The organism is Pseudoalteromonas sp. McH1-7 (assembly GCF_013366255.1).
Classification (GTDB): Bacteria; Pseudomonadota; Gammaproteobacteria; order Enterobacterales; family Alteromonadaceae; genus Pseudoalteromonas; species Pseudoalteromonas peptidolytica.
Genome location: NZ_JABWPQ010000006.1, coordinates 54,665 through 71,359, shown reverse-complemented (window position 1 = coordinate 71,359; position 16,695 = coordinate 54,665). Strand labels below are relative to the sequence as shown.

Sequence of the window (16,695 nt, the reverse complement as noted above, 5' to 3'; positions counted from 1 at the left end):
TCCCGCATCGCTTATTTTATTCATAATCTATTGAAAAACGGAAGTTATCTCGACAAAGTAGCAAGATTTATTGTTGGCAAGTTAGCAAAGAGCAGTTAAAGTTAAAAGATTACCTTAATTACACCAACGATGTGAAATTTGTGAGTATTTTAAAAAGGCTACATCTGATCACAACAAGCCAAGAAACCACATTCGATGAAAAAGTTACCGCACTGCTCAGTCTTGGGCTTGATGTATTCCAGCTCGACATTGCTATCGTAAGTGAAATAAACGCCAATATTTACACAGTAAAACATGTTATTACGCCGGATAATAGTCTGCCTGTTGGTACCACATTTGATTTTTCAGATACCTATTGTTGGCACACTTTTAAAGCAGATAGTGCGCTGGCTTTCTCTCATGCAGGAAACAGCCAGATCGCAACACACCCCTGCTATATACACTTTGGCCTAGAAAGTTACATTGGCGCTCCCATCATTGTTGATGGAAATCGATATGGTACAGTGAACTTTTCTTCCCCTGATGCTAAACCCGATAGTTTCACTCAGGAGCATTTAGATTACGTCAGCTTGTTAGGACAGTGGATTGGCGTTGAGATTTCACGTCAAAAAACATTAAGACAACTACAGCATCGCTCTGAAGCACTTGCAGCAATGAGTCGATTAGCAGATATTGGCTCTTGGGAAGTAGATTTTAAAAAAAATAAAGTCTACTGGAGCCAACAAACCCGAGCCATTCACGGCGTATCAGAAGAGTTTGTACCGACGCTGGATAATGCCATTGCTTTTTATAAACCGGGCTCCCATCAAAACGATATAAAGCAAGCGATTAATGACGCAATTTCCTCTCGAACAAAGTGGGATATTGAGTCAATTATCATAGACGCACACGGTAATGAAAAGTGGGTTGCCTCTCATGGGCAGGGGGAATATGAAAATGGTGAATGCGTTAGAGTTTTTGGTGCAATTCAAGACATTGATGAGCAAGTTAAACTACGTTTAGCCTTGGATCAACAAAGAAAAGAAGCTGAGCAGCTACTTAAAACTCGTAGTGACTTTATTGCTAAGATAAGCCATGAATTGCGTACTCCGTTGAATGGACTTGTAGGCATGCTTCAAGCATGCCACAACGAAAATGATATTGATGCGATACAAAGTAACTTAACAATTGCCCGAAATAGCGCGGATATGTTGATCACCCTGATCAATGATGTATTGGACTTTAGTAAGCTTAATAGCAATAACTTAACGCTGGACAATACGCCGTTTGACTTAACGCAACTGGTTACCCAAGTTGTTGGCTTATATCATCCAGCTAGCCAAGAAAAAGGGCTGGGCATCAATGTACACATGAACAAGCTAGCTAACCTTTGGCTGTACTCTGATCCTACCAGAATAAAACAAATTCTCGCGAATTTGGTCAGTAACGCAATAAAATTCACCCAAGTCGGATGTGTTGATATCTATGCCGACGTCTTAACAGAAAACGAACAACCCGTGCTTCAATTACGTGTCTGCGATACTGGTATTGGGATTTCCGATGAGAACCAAAGTTTGCTTTTCCAGCCTTTTAGCCAAGGTGACCCCAGTATTAGTCGCCGCTTTGGTGGTACAGGGCTTGGTTTATCCATTGTATTTGAGCTTTGCAGTCTATTTGACGGCGATATACAAGTCTCAAGTGAAGTCGACAAAGGCAGTACGTTCACCGTTACTTTTCCCGTCGATTTTGCAAAGCAGCGCGAGAACGATGATACCGAGCCTTGTCCTGTATCGACAGCGAATATTTCCTTAGCCGGATGTAAGATCTTACTGGTTGATGACAATCAGATTAATGTATTAGTGATGGAAAAGTTATTACAACAATTTGGTGCGGCTCAAATTGACATGGCATATGATGGTGTGAAAGCTGTAGAGGCGTGCCGTAAAAATCACTTTGATATTGTTTTTATGGATTGCATTATGCCCAATATGGATGGCTTTGACGCAACTAGAGCCATACGTAAACTCAATAGTAACACACAATCAATACCGCACATTATCGCTTTGACAGCCAATACATCAGAGTCGGATAAGCGAGCATGTCTAGATGCGGGCATGGACAGTTTTTTATCCAAACCAATCCAAATTGACGCGCTAAAAACGGCATTAACCGCGGTTAGAGCTGTGAGCACAGAAGAAACACGGTGATTGATTTCATCGTGTTTCTCGAAAAACATCTAAACAGTTAATTGTTCACTTTTTGCGTGAGTTGCAGAGGCTTTTTTCACGCCATTGTTATTTTTCGATACTTGGCCTGAGCGGTTGAAGATGCCAAGTCGAATACGAATAAAGTGCAAAATCTCTCTTGCAACATCTATGTCAACAGCCTGCTCAAGCCCTTCAAAACCTGGACTTGAGTTTGCCTCGCATATTTTGAAGTGCTCTTCATCAAACAATAAGTCAATACCCGCTACGTCTAAGTTTAGGATATTAGCCGTCTGCGTCGCTAGCCACTCTATTTCTGGAGTAATAGGATGAGGGCTTCCAGTGGCGCCGAGGCTCACATTGGCTTTGAAATTTTTACCACCTGAATTTCTCTCCATACATGCCACAGCGCGGCCACCAATAGTTAATACTCGTAAGTCTCTACCATGGCTCGATTTGATGAAGCGTTGTAAAATGATATTCGCCTTAGGGTTAGTCGCCTCAATCAGCTGCATCAAATCGTCAAATTCACCTCTTGATTTGGACAAAACCCCCCCACTGCCCTGAGAGCCAGATAATGTTTTGATCACCACCGGGAAACCGATTTGCTTCTCGACTAGCTCTATATTAACTGGAAACTTAACCAACATGGTTTTTGGCGTAGGTAGATTCTGTTCAGCTAATATCTGTTGGGCATATAATTTATCTTTAACGGTTTCAATTGATTGTGACGAATTAAAGCAGTGCACACCCAAACGCTCAAGATGACGAATAATAGCAAGGGTAAAGTATGTGGTGCCAGCACCCATTCTGGGTAGCACAAAGTCAGGCAATGCAACAGGTTGCCCATCGATAAGAATGCTTTCTTCGTCTTCCCTAGTAACCAGAAGATCAAACTGATCCGGTGAATACACTTGAAGATCGATACCTTCTTCTTTTGCTACCGCCATCAACCTATCTATCTCGTAGATTTCAGGTTTCACTAAATTGGCAGAGTCTTTATAGATGATCCAACCGCGCATACAAATTACCCCTTGAAAAACAGATAACCAGAGCGACATCTACAATATAATGTAAAAACACCGCTTGGCAGTAAGTGCTATCGCCCTATAAACAAAAGCGCGATTATGTGGATTCACCTAAAAACAGTACAGCAAAAAAAATTTATCGACACAATCTAAAAAACTACTCTCGATTTTCGAAGTAAGACTGTGTCCCATGTGCCTGTAATGCGCTTTGTATTCGCTGTAATGCAAGCTTATACACAGCGTCTCTAATGTCGAGCCCTTCCTCTCGGCTTAGCTCCCATGCTTTATCAAAAGCATCCTGCATGTAATTGGCCAGTTTATCGTTCACAACTTGTTCATCCCATGCTTCTCCTTGGCGATTTTGGCACCACTCAAAGTAGCTCACAATTACCCCTCCAGCATTCGCCAAAATGTCAGGGATCACCATAATGCCGCGATCATTTAAAATGGGATCAGCATCTGCTTCTACCGGACCATTTGCAATTTCAACAATATAATTTGCAGCAATGGAGTCAGCATTTTCTTTTGTTATGGCGCCTGCTAATGCTGCTGGAACAAGTATGTCAACATTCAAGCTCAGCAACTCATCGTTACTAATGACATCATGTTCAACACTTTCACACACAGAGTCTTTACAATAAACCGCTTTGAGCGATTTACTGCGCTGCTTTTCTTGATAAACACTTTCGATATCCAAGCCTTCCTTACAGTAAATTCCTCCCTTAGAGTCACTCACTGCAACCACTTTGTATCCAGATTGCTGTAACAGTCGCGCACAATGATAGCCACCATTACCAAATCCTTGAATTGCAACTGTTTTGTCCGAGTTATCCCAGTTATTTTTATTACTTAACTGTTCAATGGTTAAAAATGCGCCACGACCTGTTGCTGATTCTCGTCCCGCGCTTCCACCAAAAATTAGCGGCTTTCCGGTGATCACCGCTGGACTTTTCTGCCTTGCAATTTTCTCATATTCATCCATCATCCAGCCCATAATTCTTGCATTGGTATAAACATCAGGTGCTGGAATATCTTGCTCCGGGCCAATGAAATCGGCATTAGCCCTAATATAGGCACGTGCTAGGCGCTCTAACTCCATTGGACTTAAGGTTTTAGGATCAACGGTTACAGCACCTTTTGCACCTCCAAACGGAACACCGACCGCCGCGCACTTGAGTGTCATCCACAGTGCTAATGCTTGGACTTCGCTGACGTTGGTGTCTTGGTGAAAGCGGATCCCACCTTTGGTTGGCCCAAGGAGGTCATTATATTGACATCGATGTGCCTCAAAGTAGTCCAACTTACCGTTATCTCTGCGGATAGAGATATTACTAGACAAGGTTCTTTGGGGTTGAGCAAGCGCTTGATACGTTGACTGCTCTATCCCTGTTTTCTCTACGATTGTGTTTACTCTTTTTAACGCGTCTTTTAATAGATCTGTGCTCATCCTTACCTCAACATTGTTAGTGTGATAATAATGGTATGCGTGTAATGTCATAAAAGATCAAGAGTGGATAAACCTTAATCACGCAATTTCTTGTAGAAAATAAGACGGTGACTCATCAGGCTCCAAAAGAAAACACTGCTTTCTTGCTCGAGTTAACGCGACATAAAATAACCGCCTCTCTTCTGCATCTGCATAACTTCCTTTTGCTGGAAGTAACGCCTCTATTATCTCTGGTACTTTTATTTTTGATGGGAATAGACGTGCTTTAAGGCCAAACACTATCGTGAAGTCGGCTTCTGTCCCTTTAGCGCCATGAAATGTATTGGTACTGATCGCCAGCTGCGGAAATAGTCGACGCCAGTTATCCACCTGCGCTTTATCAGGTAAACCCTTATGGTTTCGAGCAAGTAACAAAACTGATACCGCACCTTCGTTACGTTGCTCAATCAAATTAAGGAGTTGTTGAGCATCCATTATTTCGTCACCACTGGGGACTTTTATAACTCCTTGCCCTTTGATACCTAGTTGGTTTGAACTGATATCTTTGGCTATTTGCTCAGGATTTCGACATATAAACTCGCAAGCTGTATCCAGAATACTTTGTGGATAGCGAAAAGTTTTATCTAAATAGGTAGTTGTAGACTTTCCAAAATGTTTGGCAAATTCTGTAGTCAGCCGTATATCACCACCACTAAAGCGGTATATTGCTTGCCAATCATCACCTACCGCAAATAATTGGCTGCCAGTTTTTTTATCCAATAACGCTTGAACTAGCTTTGCTCTGACACGAGAAATATCTTGAAACTCATCAACCAAAATATAACGCCAAGGCACTCTAAATTTGTCATTTTCAACATAATGGATAGCACGTTCTAGCATATCATCAAAATCGATACAGGCCTCATTGGTTAGATACAATTGATATTCAGCAAGTATTGCCAGCGGGACCGTCATTTGATGATTAAATCGCATAATTAATGACTCTACTTCTCCCATTATTTGCGCCTGCTTTATCAACGGCAACATTTGGCTGAGTAGTTCAATGACATGTTGGGCTTGCTTTATACCTTGACCATCCAAAAATTGATGAAAGGCTTGTTCAAAGTGTGTTTCTTGTCGCAAAGACTGGATAGCATCAGAGATAAATAGCTTAAACTGCGCCTTATCTGTTGCTAGCGTTGATAACACGGGTTTTGTTCCTGTTACTGCTTCTATGATCTGCATACTCAATGAGTGAAACGTTGAACAATTCAGAGTATTCGCTATGTCATTACAACGTTCTCGCATTTCAGTTGCAGCATCATTGCCATAAGCAAGTAGTAACACTTGATCTGCATTGGCTAGCTTTCGATGCAGTAAATATCCCAACTTTGCCTTGATAACACTGGTTTTTCCAGTGCCTGCAGCAGCCAATAATAGTTGCCTGTCATCTTGAATAATGCAGGCTTTACGCTGTGCGAGAGTCAAAGGGTTGGATTCAACTTGGTCAAAATAGAGCACATCTTGCCCCAAGTAGTACGTGACAAATGCACACTGAAACTCAGCAATATCATTCTCAGTCCACGATGCAATTTCACGTATCGTCGCCACCATGGGTTCAAGCGCTTTGGGTAATATTTCCTTATCAACCTCTTTCCAACTGCACCATAATGATCCAGCCACATCAAACACTACTTTTTGTATGCTTTGGCTAAGATAGCGACTACTGAGTAGCGTTTCTATTTTTTTCACTTTGGCATGTAAGTGGTGACCATGATGCCTAATCCAGTGTTGCTGTAATATCTGTATCAACTCATTCGCACCATGATGTTTTATCAATATCAAATACGTCGCTGTTTCAGTCTGTATTTTGAGTTCTTGATATAACCAACGGCGACTAAGAGTTGGAGGCTGACACATATCACGAAATAACACCGATGTATGTGCAGATTTTGCGCTGAGGAACACCCCCTCTTTTGAATATTTAGCGCCACGGATCCCGTGGAACAACCGGCTAAAAATATGTAGTGCAATCAATTGATAAATCAGACAAGTTAACTCCCTTACCCACATGCTAGCACGAAACTCAAATTCTCTTTCAATGAAATTTCATCACTTTCGTTACTGTTGCCACATATATAGCGTGAAAAATATTAATCTACTGTTTTATATACTTTTATTTTAATTTTCACGATTCGCTTTTATTACCATTCAAACGCTCAAAAAATACACCTTCTGCGATTTACTAGAACATGATGCAACGGGGCTGTAAGAAAAGAAAATCAAGACAAGTTACTTAAATTATAAAGACGTTTTCTGAGGGGCAATTTATAGCAATTTTCTTAATTAAGTTGTCTATTTTGAAGCGAGAAAATTTTGTCGATAACCCCGCTACCGCGTTCTGCTATCGCCAAGGTATCTACATATATGTAGGCAAGGCAAAAATTTTGCTATTTAGTTGTTCTAAAAAAGAAACTTTTAACGCTGTTAGCGTCAAATTTACGCCTTCAAATTAAGCAGGTATTAAGTCAAATTGGTATTATAGCGGTTGTATGCAGTAAACGAACTATTATAAAAACTGCAGGCTATCATAAGCCCGCACGTCGATTAAAGTGCTACTGAGTTTAATTCGCGTCAAGTTGCTACGTTAAGCTTATTTGTGAATAGTAAAGTCGCTTTGCCTACCAGCACTAAGATCACAGCACCAGTGATGACTGGCGTAAATAAAAAACTCCACCCTTCCATTGCTAGCATTATCAATATGGGATTTGCCCCAGCTGGCGGATGCGTCGTTTTTGTTGCCAACATACCAAATACTCCAACGCCTGTTGCAGCTGCCAAGGTGAGTTCATTTACACCAATATATTGCGCAAAAATAATTCCAATTGTTGCAGTAATAATATGTCCAAAAATAACGTTTTTAGGCTGCGCTAGTGGGCTTTTTGGCACACCGAACACCAGCACTGCAGTAGCGCCTAAAGGTGCCATTAAAAAAATATACTCAGCACTTATCGTTTGACTAAACGCCAATATTGCAATGGCGATAAACGCGCCCGCTCCAGCAATTAAAGCAAGTTGTATTTCTCTCATTGTATACGTTCCCTTTCAAAGAAGTAGACAAATCTGTCTACCTCTCAAATGATAGACAAGTTGGTCTACTTCTGTCAACCTATAATCACGGTAATAAACATGGCTGACTGATGAGTACAAAAAGACAACAACTGATCGATTGCGCAATGGAACTGTTCTATCAACATGGCATTCATGCCATTGGCATTAACGAAGTATTAAAGTCATCTGGTATCGCTAAAAAGACTCTGTATAACCATTTTGAGAGTAAAGATGCGTTGGTGCTTGCAACACTTGAGCAGCGACATCACCAATTTATATCTTGGTTATCTGGTTGCCTTGAAGATGTCCAGACCAGTGAAATGCTCGAAAAGCAACTGTTCTTGGCGCTAGATCAGTGGATTAATAATAAGGTGGAGGTACTGGGCGAATTCCGTGGTTGTTACTTTATTAACACAGCGGCAGAATTTGGTGAGCTTACCAGTCCAATTAATCAACTATGCCAGCGGCACAAACTTGCGGTAAAAGCGTTACTCAAACAATCGCTCAACGACGCTGATGATGCCGCTGTCGAGCGCCTGTTTCTATTGGGCGAAGGGATTATTTCAACGGCGTATACCTGTCACGATGCTAGCGTGGCCATGCGGGCAGCAGAATTCACGAGCTAAACAGCGTGCTATTTGAAGGTTCCACTTTATGCTTATTGCTCAGGTTTATCGCCTGATTTGGGGGCTTTTTTACGTTGTTCTTGTTTGGCTTTCGCGACATTTTTAAAAACAGGTGGTGGAATAGGAAAAAGAGAAATCAGCGGCATCAATGCCAAAAATAAATAGGCGCCTTTTGGCATTTTTTTGGCCCATAGCACGACCTTAAAAAGTAAAAAGGACGCGATAAAAATCGCCATAAATAACAACAATACCTCAGCTATCCCTAAATCCATTATTATCTTCTCATCTATTCAATAAGCTTGATATGGAGATAAAATGGGTAAAAAGCAAGCGACGTAAAACAAATAAGAACGAAAAAAGGCCCTGCGGGCCTTTGGGTTTTAGTTACTTTGGGATAATCTGCGATCAGTACAGCATCGCAGAAACTGTGCTGTGATTATCAATCGCCATCGCGATACTTAGGACTGTGATATTGACTATTGAGAATGCAAATACTTGCCTCGCCCAACCATGTAAATCTGAGTCTCTTTGGTACCCTTTTAGCGCCATCAATAACCACCAAAAACTGGCTGTACAGGCCACCGCCATAAATGCTACACCGGTGTAGCCGCTAAGCGGTAGTAACATCACCACCAGTGCATAAATGGCGATATACAAAACAATATGATGCTTGGCCTTTTCAACACCTTGCGCGACTGGCAGCACCGGAATATTCGCGGCTCGGTAATCGTCAAAACGGAAAATCGCAATGGCGTAAGAGTGCGGCATTTGCCAAAGACAAAACATCAATAATAAAATGGCAGCGCCAGAGTCAAATACCCCGCTTACTGCGCAGTAACCAACCACAGGAGGCACTGCCCCTGACAGGCTACCAACCACAGTGCCATACACTGAGTTTCGCTTCATGTATAAGCTGTAAACACCGACATAAATAAAAAACCCAAATGCGGCAAAACCCAGCGCAATCCAATTGGTGAAATAGGCTAAGAGCCCAAAGCCAGATAATCCGAGTACCAGACTATGTGACAGTGCAGCAACTGAGGAAATTTCCCCAGTTACTGTCACGCGAGTTTTAGTGCGAGCCATTGCCGCATCGATATCCCTGTCGATGACATTGTTAACTACACAACCTGACGCAACGACTAAAGATAGCCCTAGCAGAGTCAATGTAAATAGCAGCCAATCAACTTCACCTCGAGAGGCCAATAAAAAGCCTCCTGCGACTGAAATCAAGTTTCCCATAATGATCCCAGGTTTTGTCACCTGAAAATAACGACGCAGCATGACTACTCTCCTGTTAATACATCATCATGGCGTTCGATTCGTAGATGATCCAGACCGACAGCCCCACTACCATCACAATAATCAACGCACTAAAGATAAAGGAAAGCGTGCTTGCCTTGCCTTCTTCGGTAACAAAATTCAGGTGTAAAAAGTACTTTAGATGCACCCAAATTTGCACTAACGCCGCTGTCACTAACGTCCAAAATGTCGTGCTAGATGACAAGCTGCCACTCATCACGGCAGCAAAAGGAATGGCTGTCAACATAACGGATAGCACAAAACCAATTAGATACGACTTCACACTACCGTGGCTGTCGTGTTCATGCTTATGAACATCAGTCTGTGCTAACGCTTGAGATCCACTATGGCTCATTACATTGCCCCCATTAAATAAACAACAGTAAATACACAGATCCAAACAATGTCTAAAAAGTGCCAGAACAAGCTTAAGCAGCTCAAACGTGTTACCGTTTGTGGCTTAAGACCACGACGTGTCACTTCAATCATCATCACACTCATCCAAATCAAGCCTGCCGTCACGTGCATGCCGTGCAGACCCACTAATGAGAAGAAAGAAGTCAGAAAAGCACTATTTTGCGGTCCATGACCGTGTACTATTAAGTGATGAAATTCATATACTTCCATGCCAATGAACACCGCACCAAAGGCAAATGTCACCGCAAGCCAAGATAAGGTTTGCGACTTTTTCTGTTTGTTTGCCGCTATCATGGCAAAACCAAAAGTAATACTACTTAACAGTAAGGCTGCGGTTTCAACCGCAACAAAACCCAGCTCAAAGATATCTTTGCCAGATACGCCACCTGCGGTGTTCATGTACAACACAGCGTAAGTGGCAAAGAAGGAAGCAAACAACAAACAATCCGTCATCAGATATAGCCAAAAACCAAATACGGTATTTGAACCTGTGTCATGGTCTGCATGCTCGTGAGCATCTTCTAACGCATGCAGCGTAGCGGGAGTAATAGCACTCATGAATTAACCCTCCTGTAATGCACGAGAAAGGTGGGCAGACTCGATCTGCTCAATCTCGTCAACCTGAACATAATAATCAACGTCGCGGCTGTAACAACGCTTAATAAATACCGCGATAGCACTGACTAATCCCACCGCCGCTAACCACCAAATATGCCAAATCATGGCAAAGCAAAACGCGGTCAATGACGCACTAATAAGCACTCCTGCGGGGGTATTTTTTGGCATGTGAATAGGCTGATAGTGTGCAGGTTTTTGGTATGCCTGTCCCTGCTCTTTCATTTCTGTCCAAGCGTCAATATCGTCAACCACAGGAGTTGTCGCGAAGTTGTAGTACTGTGGGGGAGAGTCCGTAGACCACTCAAGCGTATGCCCATTCCACGGATCGCCTGTGGTGTCTTGCAATTGCTCGCGGTTTTTGTAGCTCACCACTAGCTGTACCACTTGGAAAACTATCCCAAACATAATGATAAAGGCACCAATGCACGCGATGTATAGCCAAATGTTCCACTCTGGCGTGTTGGTATGATTAAGGCGACGTGTCATGCCTAAGAAGCCAAGCACATAAAGCGGCATAAAGGCCACAAAAAAGCCAACTAGCCAGCACCAAAATGAGGCTTTACCCCAACGCTCATCAAGCTTGTAACCCATTACTTTAGGGAACCAGTAAGCAAATCCCGCCAGATAACCAAACACTGCCCCACCGATAATGGTGTTATGGAAATGTGCAATTAGGAAAAGACTGTTGTGCAGCACATAGTCCGCGCCAGGAATTGCAAGCAGTACGCCAGTCATCCCACCTACGGTAAAAGTCACCATAAACCCTAACGTCCAAAGGACAGGCACTGTGATCCGTAACCGACCGCGATACATGGTAAATAGCCAGTTAAAGAGTTTTACTCCCGTTGGCACCGCAATGACCATCGTCATGACCCCAAAGAAAGCATTAACATTGGCGCTTGAACCCATAGTAAAGAAGTGATGTAGCCAAACAATAAAGCCCAAAATAGAAATCGCACCGCTGGCATACACCATCGACTTATAGCCAAACAAGCGTTTACCTGTAAAAGTCGAAATAACCTCTGAGAAAATCCCAAACGCAGGCAAGATCAAGATATACACTTCAGGGTGACCCCATGCCCAGAACAGGTTGATATACATCATGGCATTACCACCGGCTTCATTGGTGAAGAAATGGAAGTCCATATAACGGTCAAGCGTTAGCATCGCAAGTAATGCAGTAAGGATTGGGAAAGACGCCGCAACTAGAATATTTGCCCAAGTACAAGTCCAAGTAAAAATAGGCATTTTCATTAGCGTCATGCCAGGTGCACGCATCTTAAATACGGTTACCAAGAAGTTCACGGCGGTGAGCAATGTCCCAAGCCCGGATATTTGCAGTGCCCAAATATAGTAATCAACCCCAACACCCGGACTAAACGACAACTCCGACAAGGGCGGATATGCCACCCAACCGGTTTTTGCAAACTCACCAAATGCCAATGATAAATTGATCAAAATAGCCCCACCCGCTGTCAACCAAAAGCTAAGGTTATTCAAAAACGGAAAGGCAACATCTCTAGCACCAATTTGCAGTGGCAAGATGATATTCATTAAACCAATCATAAATGGCATCGCCATAAAGATGATCATGATCACCCCATGTGCGGTAAAGATCTGGTCATAATGCTCTGGAGGCAGATAACCGGCTGCGCCGCTTGTGGCCATGGCCAGCTGTGTACGCATCATGATGGCGTCGGCAAAACCACGCATTAACATAATTAATGCCAAGATAATGTACATCACGCCTAGGCGTTTATGATCGATTGAAGTGATCCAATCGTGCCACAGCACGCCCCATTTTTTGTATTTTGTGACCATTGCCGCCACGATTAGACCAACAATCGCCACCACGGCTAACGTCACCATAATGATGGGTTCGTGATAGGGGATTGCCTCGATGGATAATTTACCAAACAACGACATAATTACTCCTCAGCCTTGCCGTGATGTGAATGCGCAGCATGCTCTGGTTTGGCGTAATAGTTCATTTCGCCATGACCCTGCATGTACTTCATAACTATGGTGTGAAATAAGCCCTGCTCTACCGAGCCAAAATACTCAACGGGGTGATATTCTGAAGGCTCTGCCAACTGCGCGTAACGATCTGCGGTTAAGGCGTCGCCGTTTGCTTTAACATCGGCAACCCAGTTATCAAAATCTGCTTTGTCTTTGGTGGCAATGGCTTTGAACTTCATTCCAGAAAAACCCGCCCCACTGTAGTTGGCAGAAAAACCGTTGAACGTTCCCGGCTCGTTAGCAATCAGGTGAAGCTGCGTTTCCATCCCTGCCATCGAGTAGATTTGACTACCAAGCTGCGGAATAAAGAAAGAGTTCATGGTGCTTTCGGAAGTGATTTTGTACTCCACCGGGACATTCGCTGGAAACACCAGTTCATTCACGCTGGCAATGCCTTGCTCTGGATAGATAAATAACCACTTCCAGTTTAGCGATACCACTTGAACGGTGAGATGTTCTCCTTTGCCCTCCAACGGCTTGTATGGATCAAGCGATTGTGTAGAGCGCCAGGTGATCACCCCAAGTACAATAATAATCACAATCGGAATGGTCCAAACCACGGCTTCTATTTTGTTAGAGTGGGCCCATTTAGGTGCATAGATTTCGTGGTCACGACCATCTCGGTACTTCCACGCAAAATATAAGGTAAGAATAATAACTGGTACTACAACGAGTAACATCAGTACAGTGGCAATGATGATCAAGGACTTCTCATCCATGCCAATTTGCCCCTTGGGATCCAAAATGCCACCATTACAACCGGTGAGCATTAGCCCCAATGAAGCGAGCGCATAATTCACGACACTACGTTTATTCAATTGATTACCCTTCAACGATAAGCTGCGGCTTATTTATAAAGCACGCTGAGTATCTATTTGTGCGAGCTACGCTGCACAAGTTCGAATTGCACTGTATCTATTAGGAAATATATTAGTGAAGGGAAACGCTTCGTTGATACCAGTCACTAACCTATTTACCAAATAATTGATTGATACAGTAAACGGACAATCACATAACCAAGCCTACAACTCGCTCTAAAAGGACGATAAGTAGCCGATTAATGTAATTGAAAGTGAATTGCTGACTGCTGATCTGCAAAGTGCAAATTGTTCCAATTTGATTAATTAAGTGATCGATTTAGAGACGAGAGCACCTTGTCGATAACACCGCAAAAAATTTGCTATTTAGTTGTTCTAAATAAGAAATTTTACGCTGTAGGCGTCAGATTTATGCTTTCAAATTGAGCAAGTATTAAGTCTAATTGGTATAAATATTGCGATTACGCAAACAGACAGCGGTATCTAAACGGAGGAGCACGACAACCATGTGCGCTGGGCGCCGGTTGAGGGTGTATAGCCTCTGTAGAGGCGAATACCATTTTGCGTAGCACGATGCCAGCGCGTGTAGGCAAAATAGTATGGAAAACTAACCAATAAATACCAACCAGCAAGTGTAATGATAAAATAGGCTGAGCCAAAAACGCTCCGAGCATCACCACAAGAGAGTCTGGTAACGAATTATCTGCAAATAATGCTTCTAATTCAGCTACATCACCTAACATACCACTGAATAATAATACTGAGTTGGCTACCATTAACAGGCTAAGTACCGCAGCAACACGCCCAAATAACCAAACACGCGACGTGGTACTTCCTGAAACGGCAGTATCACTAACGACTGGTTTATCTGTAGCAAAGCTGTGTGAGGGCACGGATAGTCCTGATCTTTAATTGGGCTTAGTTAGTTTTGAACTTTCAGTTTAAACTGAAAATTCGCGTCGAAGTATAACAAAGTCGAAATGTGATTCAAGCGCTTTATGCAATGATCTACATCAATTTATCCTGCTTTAGCTCACTGCTCAGTTTTTTATTGAATAAACTTAACAACCCCTTTTATGCTAATTTTCGCAACAGTTAACATTCACAATCCTTTACAAAAAATCATTGTTAACATTTGAGCTATCTATCAAATAGATAGTCACCTCTGTGACTGGATAGATTATTACTTCTTTACTCAGAGTATTTATTTTTGCGCTGTTCTCAGTATGATCGGCCACCAATTGACATCGCTGTCAAAACTATCAAACCATTGTTATTAGGGGATCTCATGAAGCAGATGAATAAATTATTAGGTTTAATGAAAGTGCCCAGCAAACTCAGGCTTAGCCTAATTTTATCTGTTGTCATCATTGCCCTCGTTAAACTTTCTTCAGCGCTTGCTTTACGAGATAGTTTAACTGAAGAACGACGTACTCATGCAAAAAATCTAATAGAGAATACCATTTCGCAACTTAATATGGTTGCCACTGAGACAACTCTTAGCGAAACACAAAGAAAAGAAAAAATCAAAAAGCTCATTAATGCAGCGCGCTATGGTGACTCAGGTTACTTTTTCTTGTTTGACCTACATGGCAACATGGTGACGCATCCTATCAAGCCAACACTCAATGGTGCATCGATGGTACGGCATGACAAGCGCTTTATTCGCGAAGCATTTAGTCAGTTTGTTGTGATTGCTAATCAAAACCAACAGGGGTTTGCACAATATAAATGGCCAAAACCGGGGACTCAAAAGCTGGAGAGTAAGCTTTCTTTTATTGCTAATCTAAACCACTATAACTGGGCTATCGGCACTGGCATTTACCTTGAAGACGTCGAAGCACAGTTTCATGACCAGCTTATTTCCATGACCGCGGAAACCCTCGGCTACGCTATATTGCTTATTTTCCTCTCTAGCTTGATAAGCAAAAATATTACCAAGCCTTTGGACAAGCTTACCCGTACTATGGGGATCATTTCGTCACAAAAAGATCTGACAATTTTACTTAAAAGTGAAGGCAGAGATGAACTTACACAAATGGCCATTGCATTTAACCACATGAATGCACACTTTCGTGATGTGCTTCACGATATTAATGGAAATACGCACTCTTTAGCCTCTCAAGCAGAGGAATTATCCTGTATTACCGAGCAAATCCAAGCCGGAATTGCCCAGCAAAATACTGAAACAGAGTCGGTACAAAATCGGATGCTTTCTTTGAATCAGGTAGCCCAATCGGTCAATCATGAATCTAAACGCGCCCTTGATAAAGTAATGGCAACAACAGAACTTACCACTAAAGGACTGGCGCATGTAGACGAAAACGTATCAGTCATAGCCCATGCCTCTCAGAGCGTCGACTCAGCACAACAGGCAGTGCTAGACCTGCAGCGCTCATCAACGGAGATAGGTGTGGTACTTGATGTCATTAAAAAAGTAGCAGAACAAACCAATTTATTGGCATTAAACGCAGCCATAGAAGCAGCAAGAGCCGGAGAACAAGGCCGTGGTTTTGCCGTGGTTGCTGATGAGGTAAGAACACTCGCTCAACGGACACAACAATCTACCGATGATATTCAAGCCATTATAAATAGCCTGCACCATGGCGTCGCCACGACCGTTGAAGAGATGCAAAACTGTCGTACAGCTTCCGAGAAAAGCCTTAAAGTCAGTTTGGAATGTAAGCAAGCACTAGAGCAAATAAACCACTCTATCGCAACCGTAAATGATATTAACCTCGATATCGCCAAGTGGAGTGAAAAGCAATCTGAAGACATCAATGAGATGACAACCAATATTAGCGGCATTGCAACTATCGCAAACCAAACTGCTCTTGGCGCTGAGCATACTAAAGCATCGAGTCAACAATTAAGCGAAATGTCGCAGCGACTATCGCAGATGGTCAGTGAATTTAAGGTATAGTTTGATCTCTACCCACATACGCGGAAGCACACACTTGCCCACATACGCGGAAGCACACACTTGCGCGCATAAAATAATTTAACTTGAGGTCTGGATAAGGAATGTTCCAACTCATTGTTGCGAAAGCACAACCACGGTGATGAAATACCCAATCAGAAAAACGGCTCGGCGGATAAACCGCCTATTATCGGATTGGATCCACACCAAAGAAGCGGCTTTACGCA

General features: G+C 42.6%; 14 protein-coding genes. 3 read left to right on the top strand and 11 right to left on the bottom strand.

Features of this window, described 5'->3' with window-relative positions; genetic code table 11:
- Nucleotides 1-140: 140 nt before the first annotated feature.
- Complete coding sequence (locus tag HUZ36_RS06050) at nt 141-2,186, top strand: response regulator (RefSeq protein WP_176032352.1); 2,046 nt, start codon at nt 141-143, stop codon at nt 2,184-2,186.
- 29 nt (nt 2,187-2,215) lie between these two features.
- Here HUZ36_RS06050 and HUZ36_RS06045 read toward each other — a convergent pair whose 3' ends face one another.
- The 4 genes from HUZ36_RS06045 to HUZ36_RS06030 form a co-directional block, all read right to left on the bottom strand.
- Nucleotides 2,216-3,205, bottom strand: a complete 990-nt coding sequence (locus HUZ36_RS06045) for an ATP-grasp domain-containing protein (protein WP_176032351.1) — start codon at nt 3,203-3,205, stop codon at nt 2,216-2,218.
- A gap of 163 nt (nt 3,206-3,368) precedes the next feature.
- Entirely contained in the window at nt 3,369-4,658 is a 1,290-nt protein-coding gene (locus tag HUZ36_RS06040; protein WP_176032350.1) for a Glu/Leu/Phe/Val family dehydrogenase, read from the bottom strand.
- A gap of 78 nt (nt 4,659-4,736) precedes the next feature.
- Nucleotides 4,737-6,710 (bottom strand): UvrD-helicase domain-containing protein, encoded by a 1,974-nt coding sequence (locus HUZ36_RS06035; RefSeq protein WP_176032349.1) that lies wholly within the window; start codon nt 6,708-6,710, stop codon nt 4,737-4,739.
- Nucleotides 6,711-7,271: 561 nt separating this feature from the next.
- Nucleotides 7,272-7,727, bottom strand: coding sequence for an HPP family protein (locus HUZ36_RS06030; RefSeq protein WP_147389096.1), 456 nt, complete (start codon nt 7,725-7,727; stop codon nt 7,272-7,274).
- A 110-nt stretch (nt 7,728-7,837) separates the two neighbouring features.
- On the opposite strand from HUZ36_RS06030, the gene HUZ36_RS06025 reads away from it, so the two are divergent.
- Nucleotides 7,838-8,374 carry a TetR/AcrR family transcriptional regulator gene (locus HUZ36_RS06025; RefSeq protein WP_176032348.1) on the top strand — a complete coding sequence of 179 codons (537 nt, stop codon included), beginning with the start codon at nt 7,838-7,840 and terminating at the stop codon, nt 8,372-8,374.
- A gap of 32 nt (nt 8,375-8,406) precedes the next feature.
- On the opposite strand, the gene HUZ36_RS06020 is transcribed toward HUZ36_RS06025, so the two are convergent.
- The 7 genes from HUZ36_RS06020 to HUZ36_RS05990 form a co-directional block, all read right to left on the bottom strand.
- Nucleotides 8,407-8,646 carry a hypothetical protein gene (locus HUZ36_RS06020; protein ID WP_125253825.1) on the bottom strand — a complete coding sequence of 80 codons (240 nt, stop codon included), beginning with the start codon at nt 8,644-8,646 and terminating at the stop codon, nt 8,407-8,409.
- Between the two features lie 133 nt (nt 8,647-8,779).
- Entirely contained in the window at nt 8,780-9,658 is an 879-nt protein-coding gene (gene cyoE, locus HUZ36_RS06015; RefSeq protein WP_176032347.1) for a heme o synthase, read from the bottom strand.
- Between the two features lie 13 nt (nt 9,659-9,671).
- Nucleotides 9,672-10,031 carry a cytochrome o ubiquinol oxidase subunit IV gene (gene cyoD, locus HUZ36_RS06010; RefSeq protein ID WP_128732182.1) on the bottom strand — a complete coding sequence of 120 codons (360 nt, stop codon included), beginning with the start codon at nt 10,029-10,031 and terminating at the stop codon, nt 9,672-9,674.
- Entirely contained in the window at nt 10,031-10,651 is a 621-nt protein-coding gene (cyoC, locus tag HUZ36_RS06005) for a cytochrome o ubiquinol oxidase subunit III (RefSeq protein ID WP_128732181.1), read from the bottom strand. The genes cyoD and cyoC overlap by 1 nt, the downstream gene beginning before the upstream one ends.
- Before the next feature lie 3 nt (nt 10,652-10,654).
- Nucleotides 10,655-12,637, bottom strand: coding sequence for a cytochrome o ubiquinol oxidase subunit I (gene cyoB / locus HUZ36_RS06000; protein WP_176032346.1), 1,983 nt, complete (start codon nt 12,635-12,637; stop codon nt 10,655-10,657).
- 2 nt (nt 12,638-12,639) lie between these two features.
- Complete coding sequence (gene cyoA, locus HUZ36_RS05995; RefSeq protein ID WP_373865576.1) at nt 12,640-13,500, bottom strand: ubiquinol oxidase subunit II; 861 nt, start codon at nt 13,498-13,500, stop codon at nt 12,640-12,642.
- A gap of 509 nt (nt 13,501-14,009) precedes the next feature.
- Nucleotides 14,010-14,441: a hypothetical protein gene (locus HUZ36_RS05990; RefSeq protein ID WP_225740695.1), complete on the bottom strand. Its 432-nt coding sequence runs from the start codon at nt 14,439-14,441 to the stop codon at nt 14,010-14,012.
- A gap of 395 nt (nt 14,442-14,836) precedes the next feature.
- On the opposite strand from HUZ36_RS05990, the gene HUZ36_RS05985 reads away from it, so the two are divergent.
- Nucleotides 14,837-16,471, top strand: a complete 1,635-nt coding sequence (locus tag HUZ36_RS05985; protein WP_176032345.1) for a methyl-accepting chemotaxis protein — start codon at nt 14,837-14,839, stop codon at nt 16,469-16,471.
- The last annotated feature ends 224 nt before the right edge of the window (nt 16,472-16,695 follow it).

Bases quoted from the DNA above. Each gene is read 5' to 3' on its own strand.
- cyoA (WP_373865576.1), bottom strand. From the start codon at position 13,500: ATGCTCACCGGTTGTAATGGTGGCATTTTGGATCCCAAGGGGCAAATT.
- cyoD (WP_128732182.1), bottom strand. From the start codon at position 10,031: ATGAGCCATAGTGGATCTCAAGCGTTAGCACAGACTGATGTTCATAAG.
- HUZ36_RS06025 (WP_176032348.1), top strand. From the start codon at position 7,838: ATGAGTACAAAAAGACAACAACTGATCGATTGCGCAATGGAACTGTTC.
- HUZ36_RS06040 (WP_176032350.1), bottom strand. From the start codon at position 4,658: ATGAGCACAGATCTATTAAAAGACGCGTTAAAAAGAGTAAACACAATC.
- HUZ36_RS06035 (WP_176032349.1), bottom strand. From the start codon at position 6,710: ATGTGGGTAAGGGAGTTAACTTGTCTGATTTATCAATTGATTGCACTA.
- cyoB (WP_176032346.1), bottom strand. From the start codon at position 12,637: ATGTCGTTGTTTGGTAAATTATCCATCGAGGCAATCCCCTATCACGAA.
- HUZ36_RS06045 (WP_176032351.1), bottom strand. From the start codon at position 3,205: ATGCGCGGTTGGATCATCTATAAAGACTCTGCCAATTTAGTGAAACCT.
- cyoE (WP_176032347.1), bottom strand. From the start codon at position 9,658: ATGCTGCGTCGTTATTTTCAGGTGACAAAACCTGGGATCATTATGGGA.
- cyoC (WP_128732181.1), bottom strand. From the start codon at position 10,651: ATGAGTGCTATTACTCCCGCTACGCTGCATGCGTTAGAAGATGCTCAC.
- HUZ36_RS06030 (WP_147389096.1), bottom strand. From the start codon at position 7,727: ATGAGAGAAATACAACTTGCTTTAATTGCTGGAGCGGGCGCGTTTATC.
- HUZ36_RS06020 (WP_125253825.1), bottom strand. From the start codon at position 8,646: ATGGATTTAGGGATAGCTGAGGTATTGTTGTTATTTATGGCGATTTTT.
- HUZ36_RS05985 (WP_176032345.1), top strand. From the start codon at position 14,837: ATGAAGCAGATGAATAAATTATTAGGTTTAATGAAAGTGCCCAGCAAA.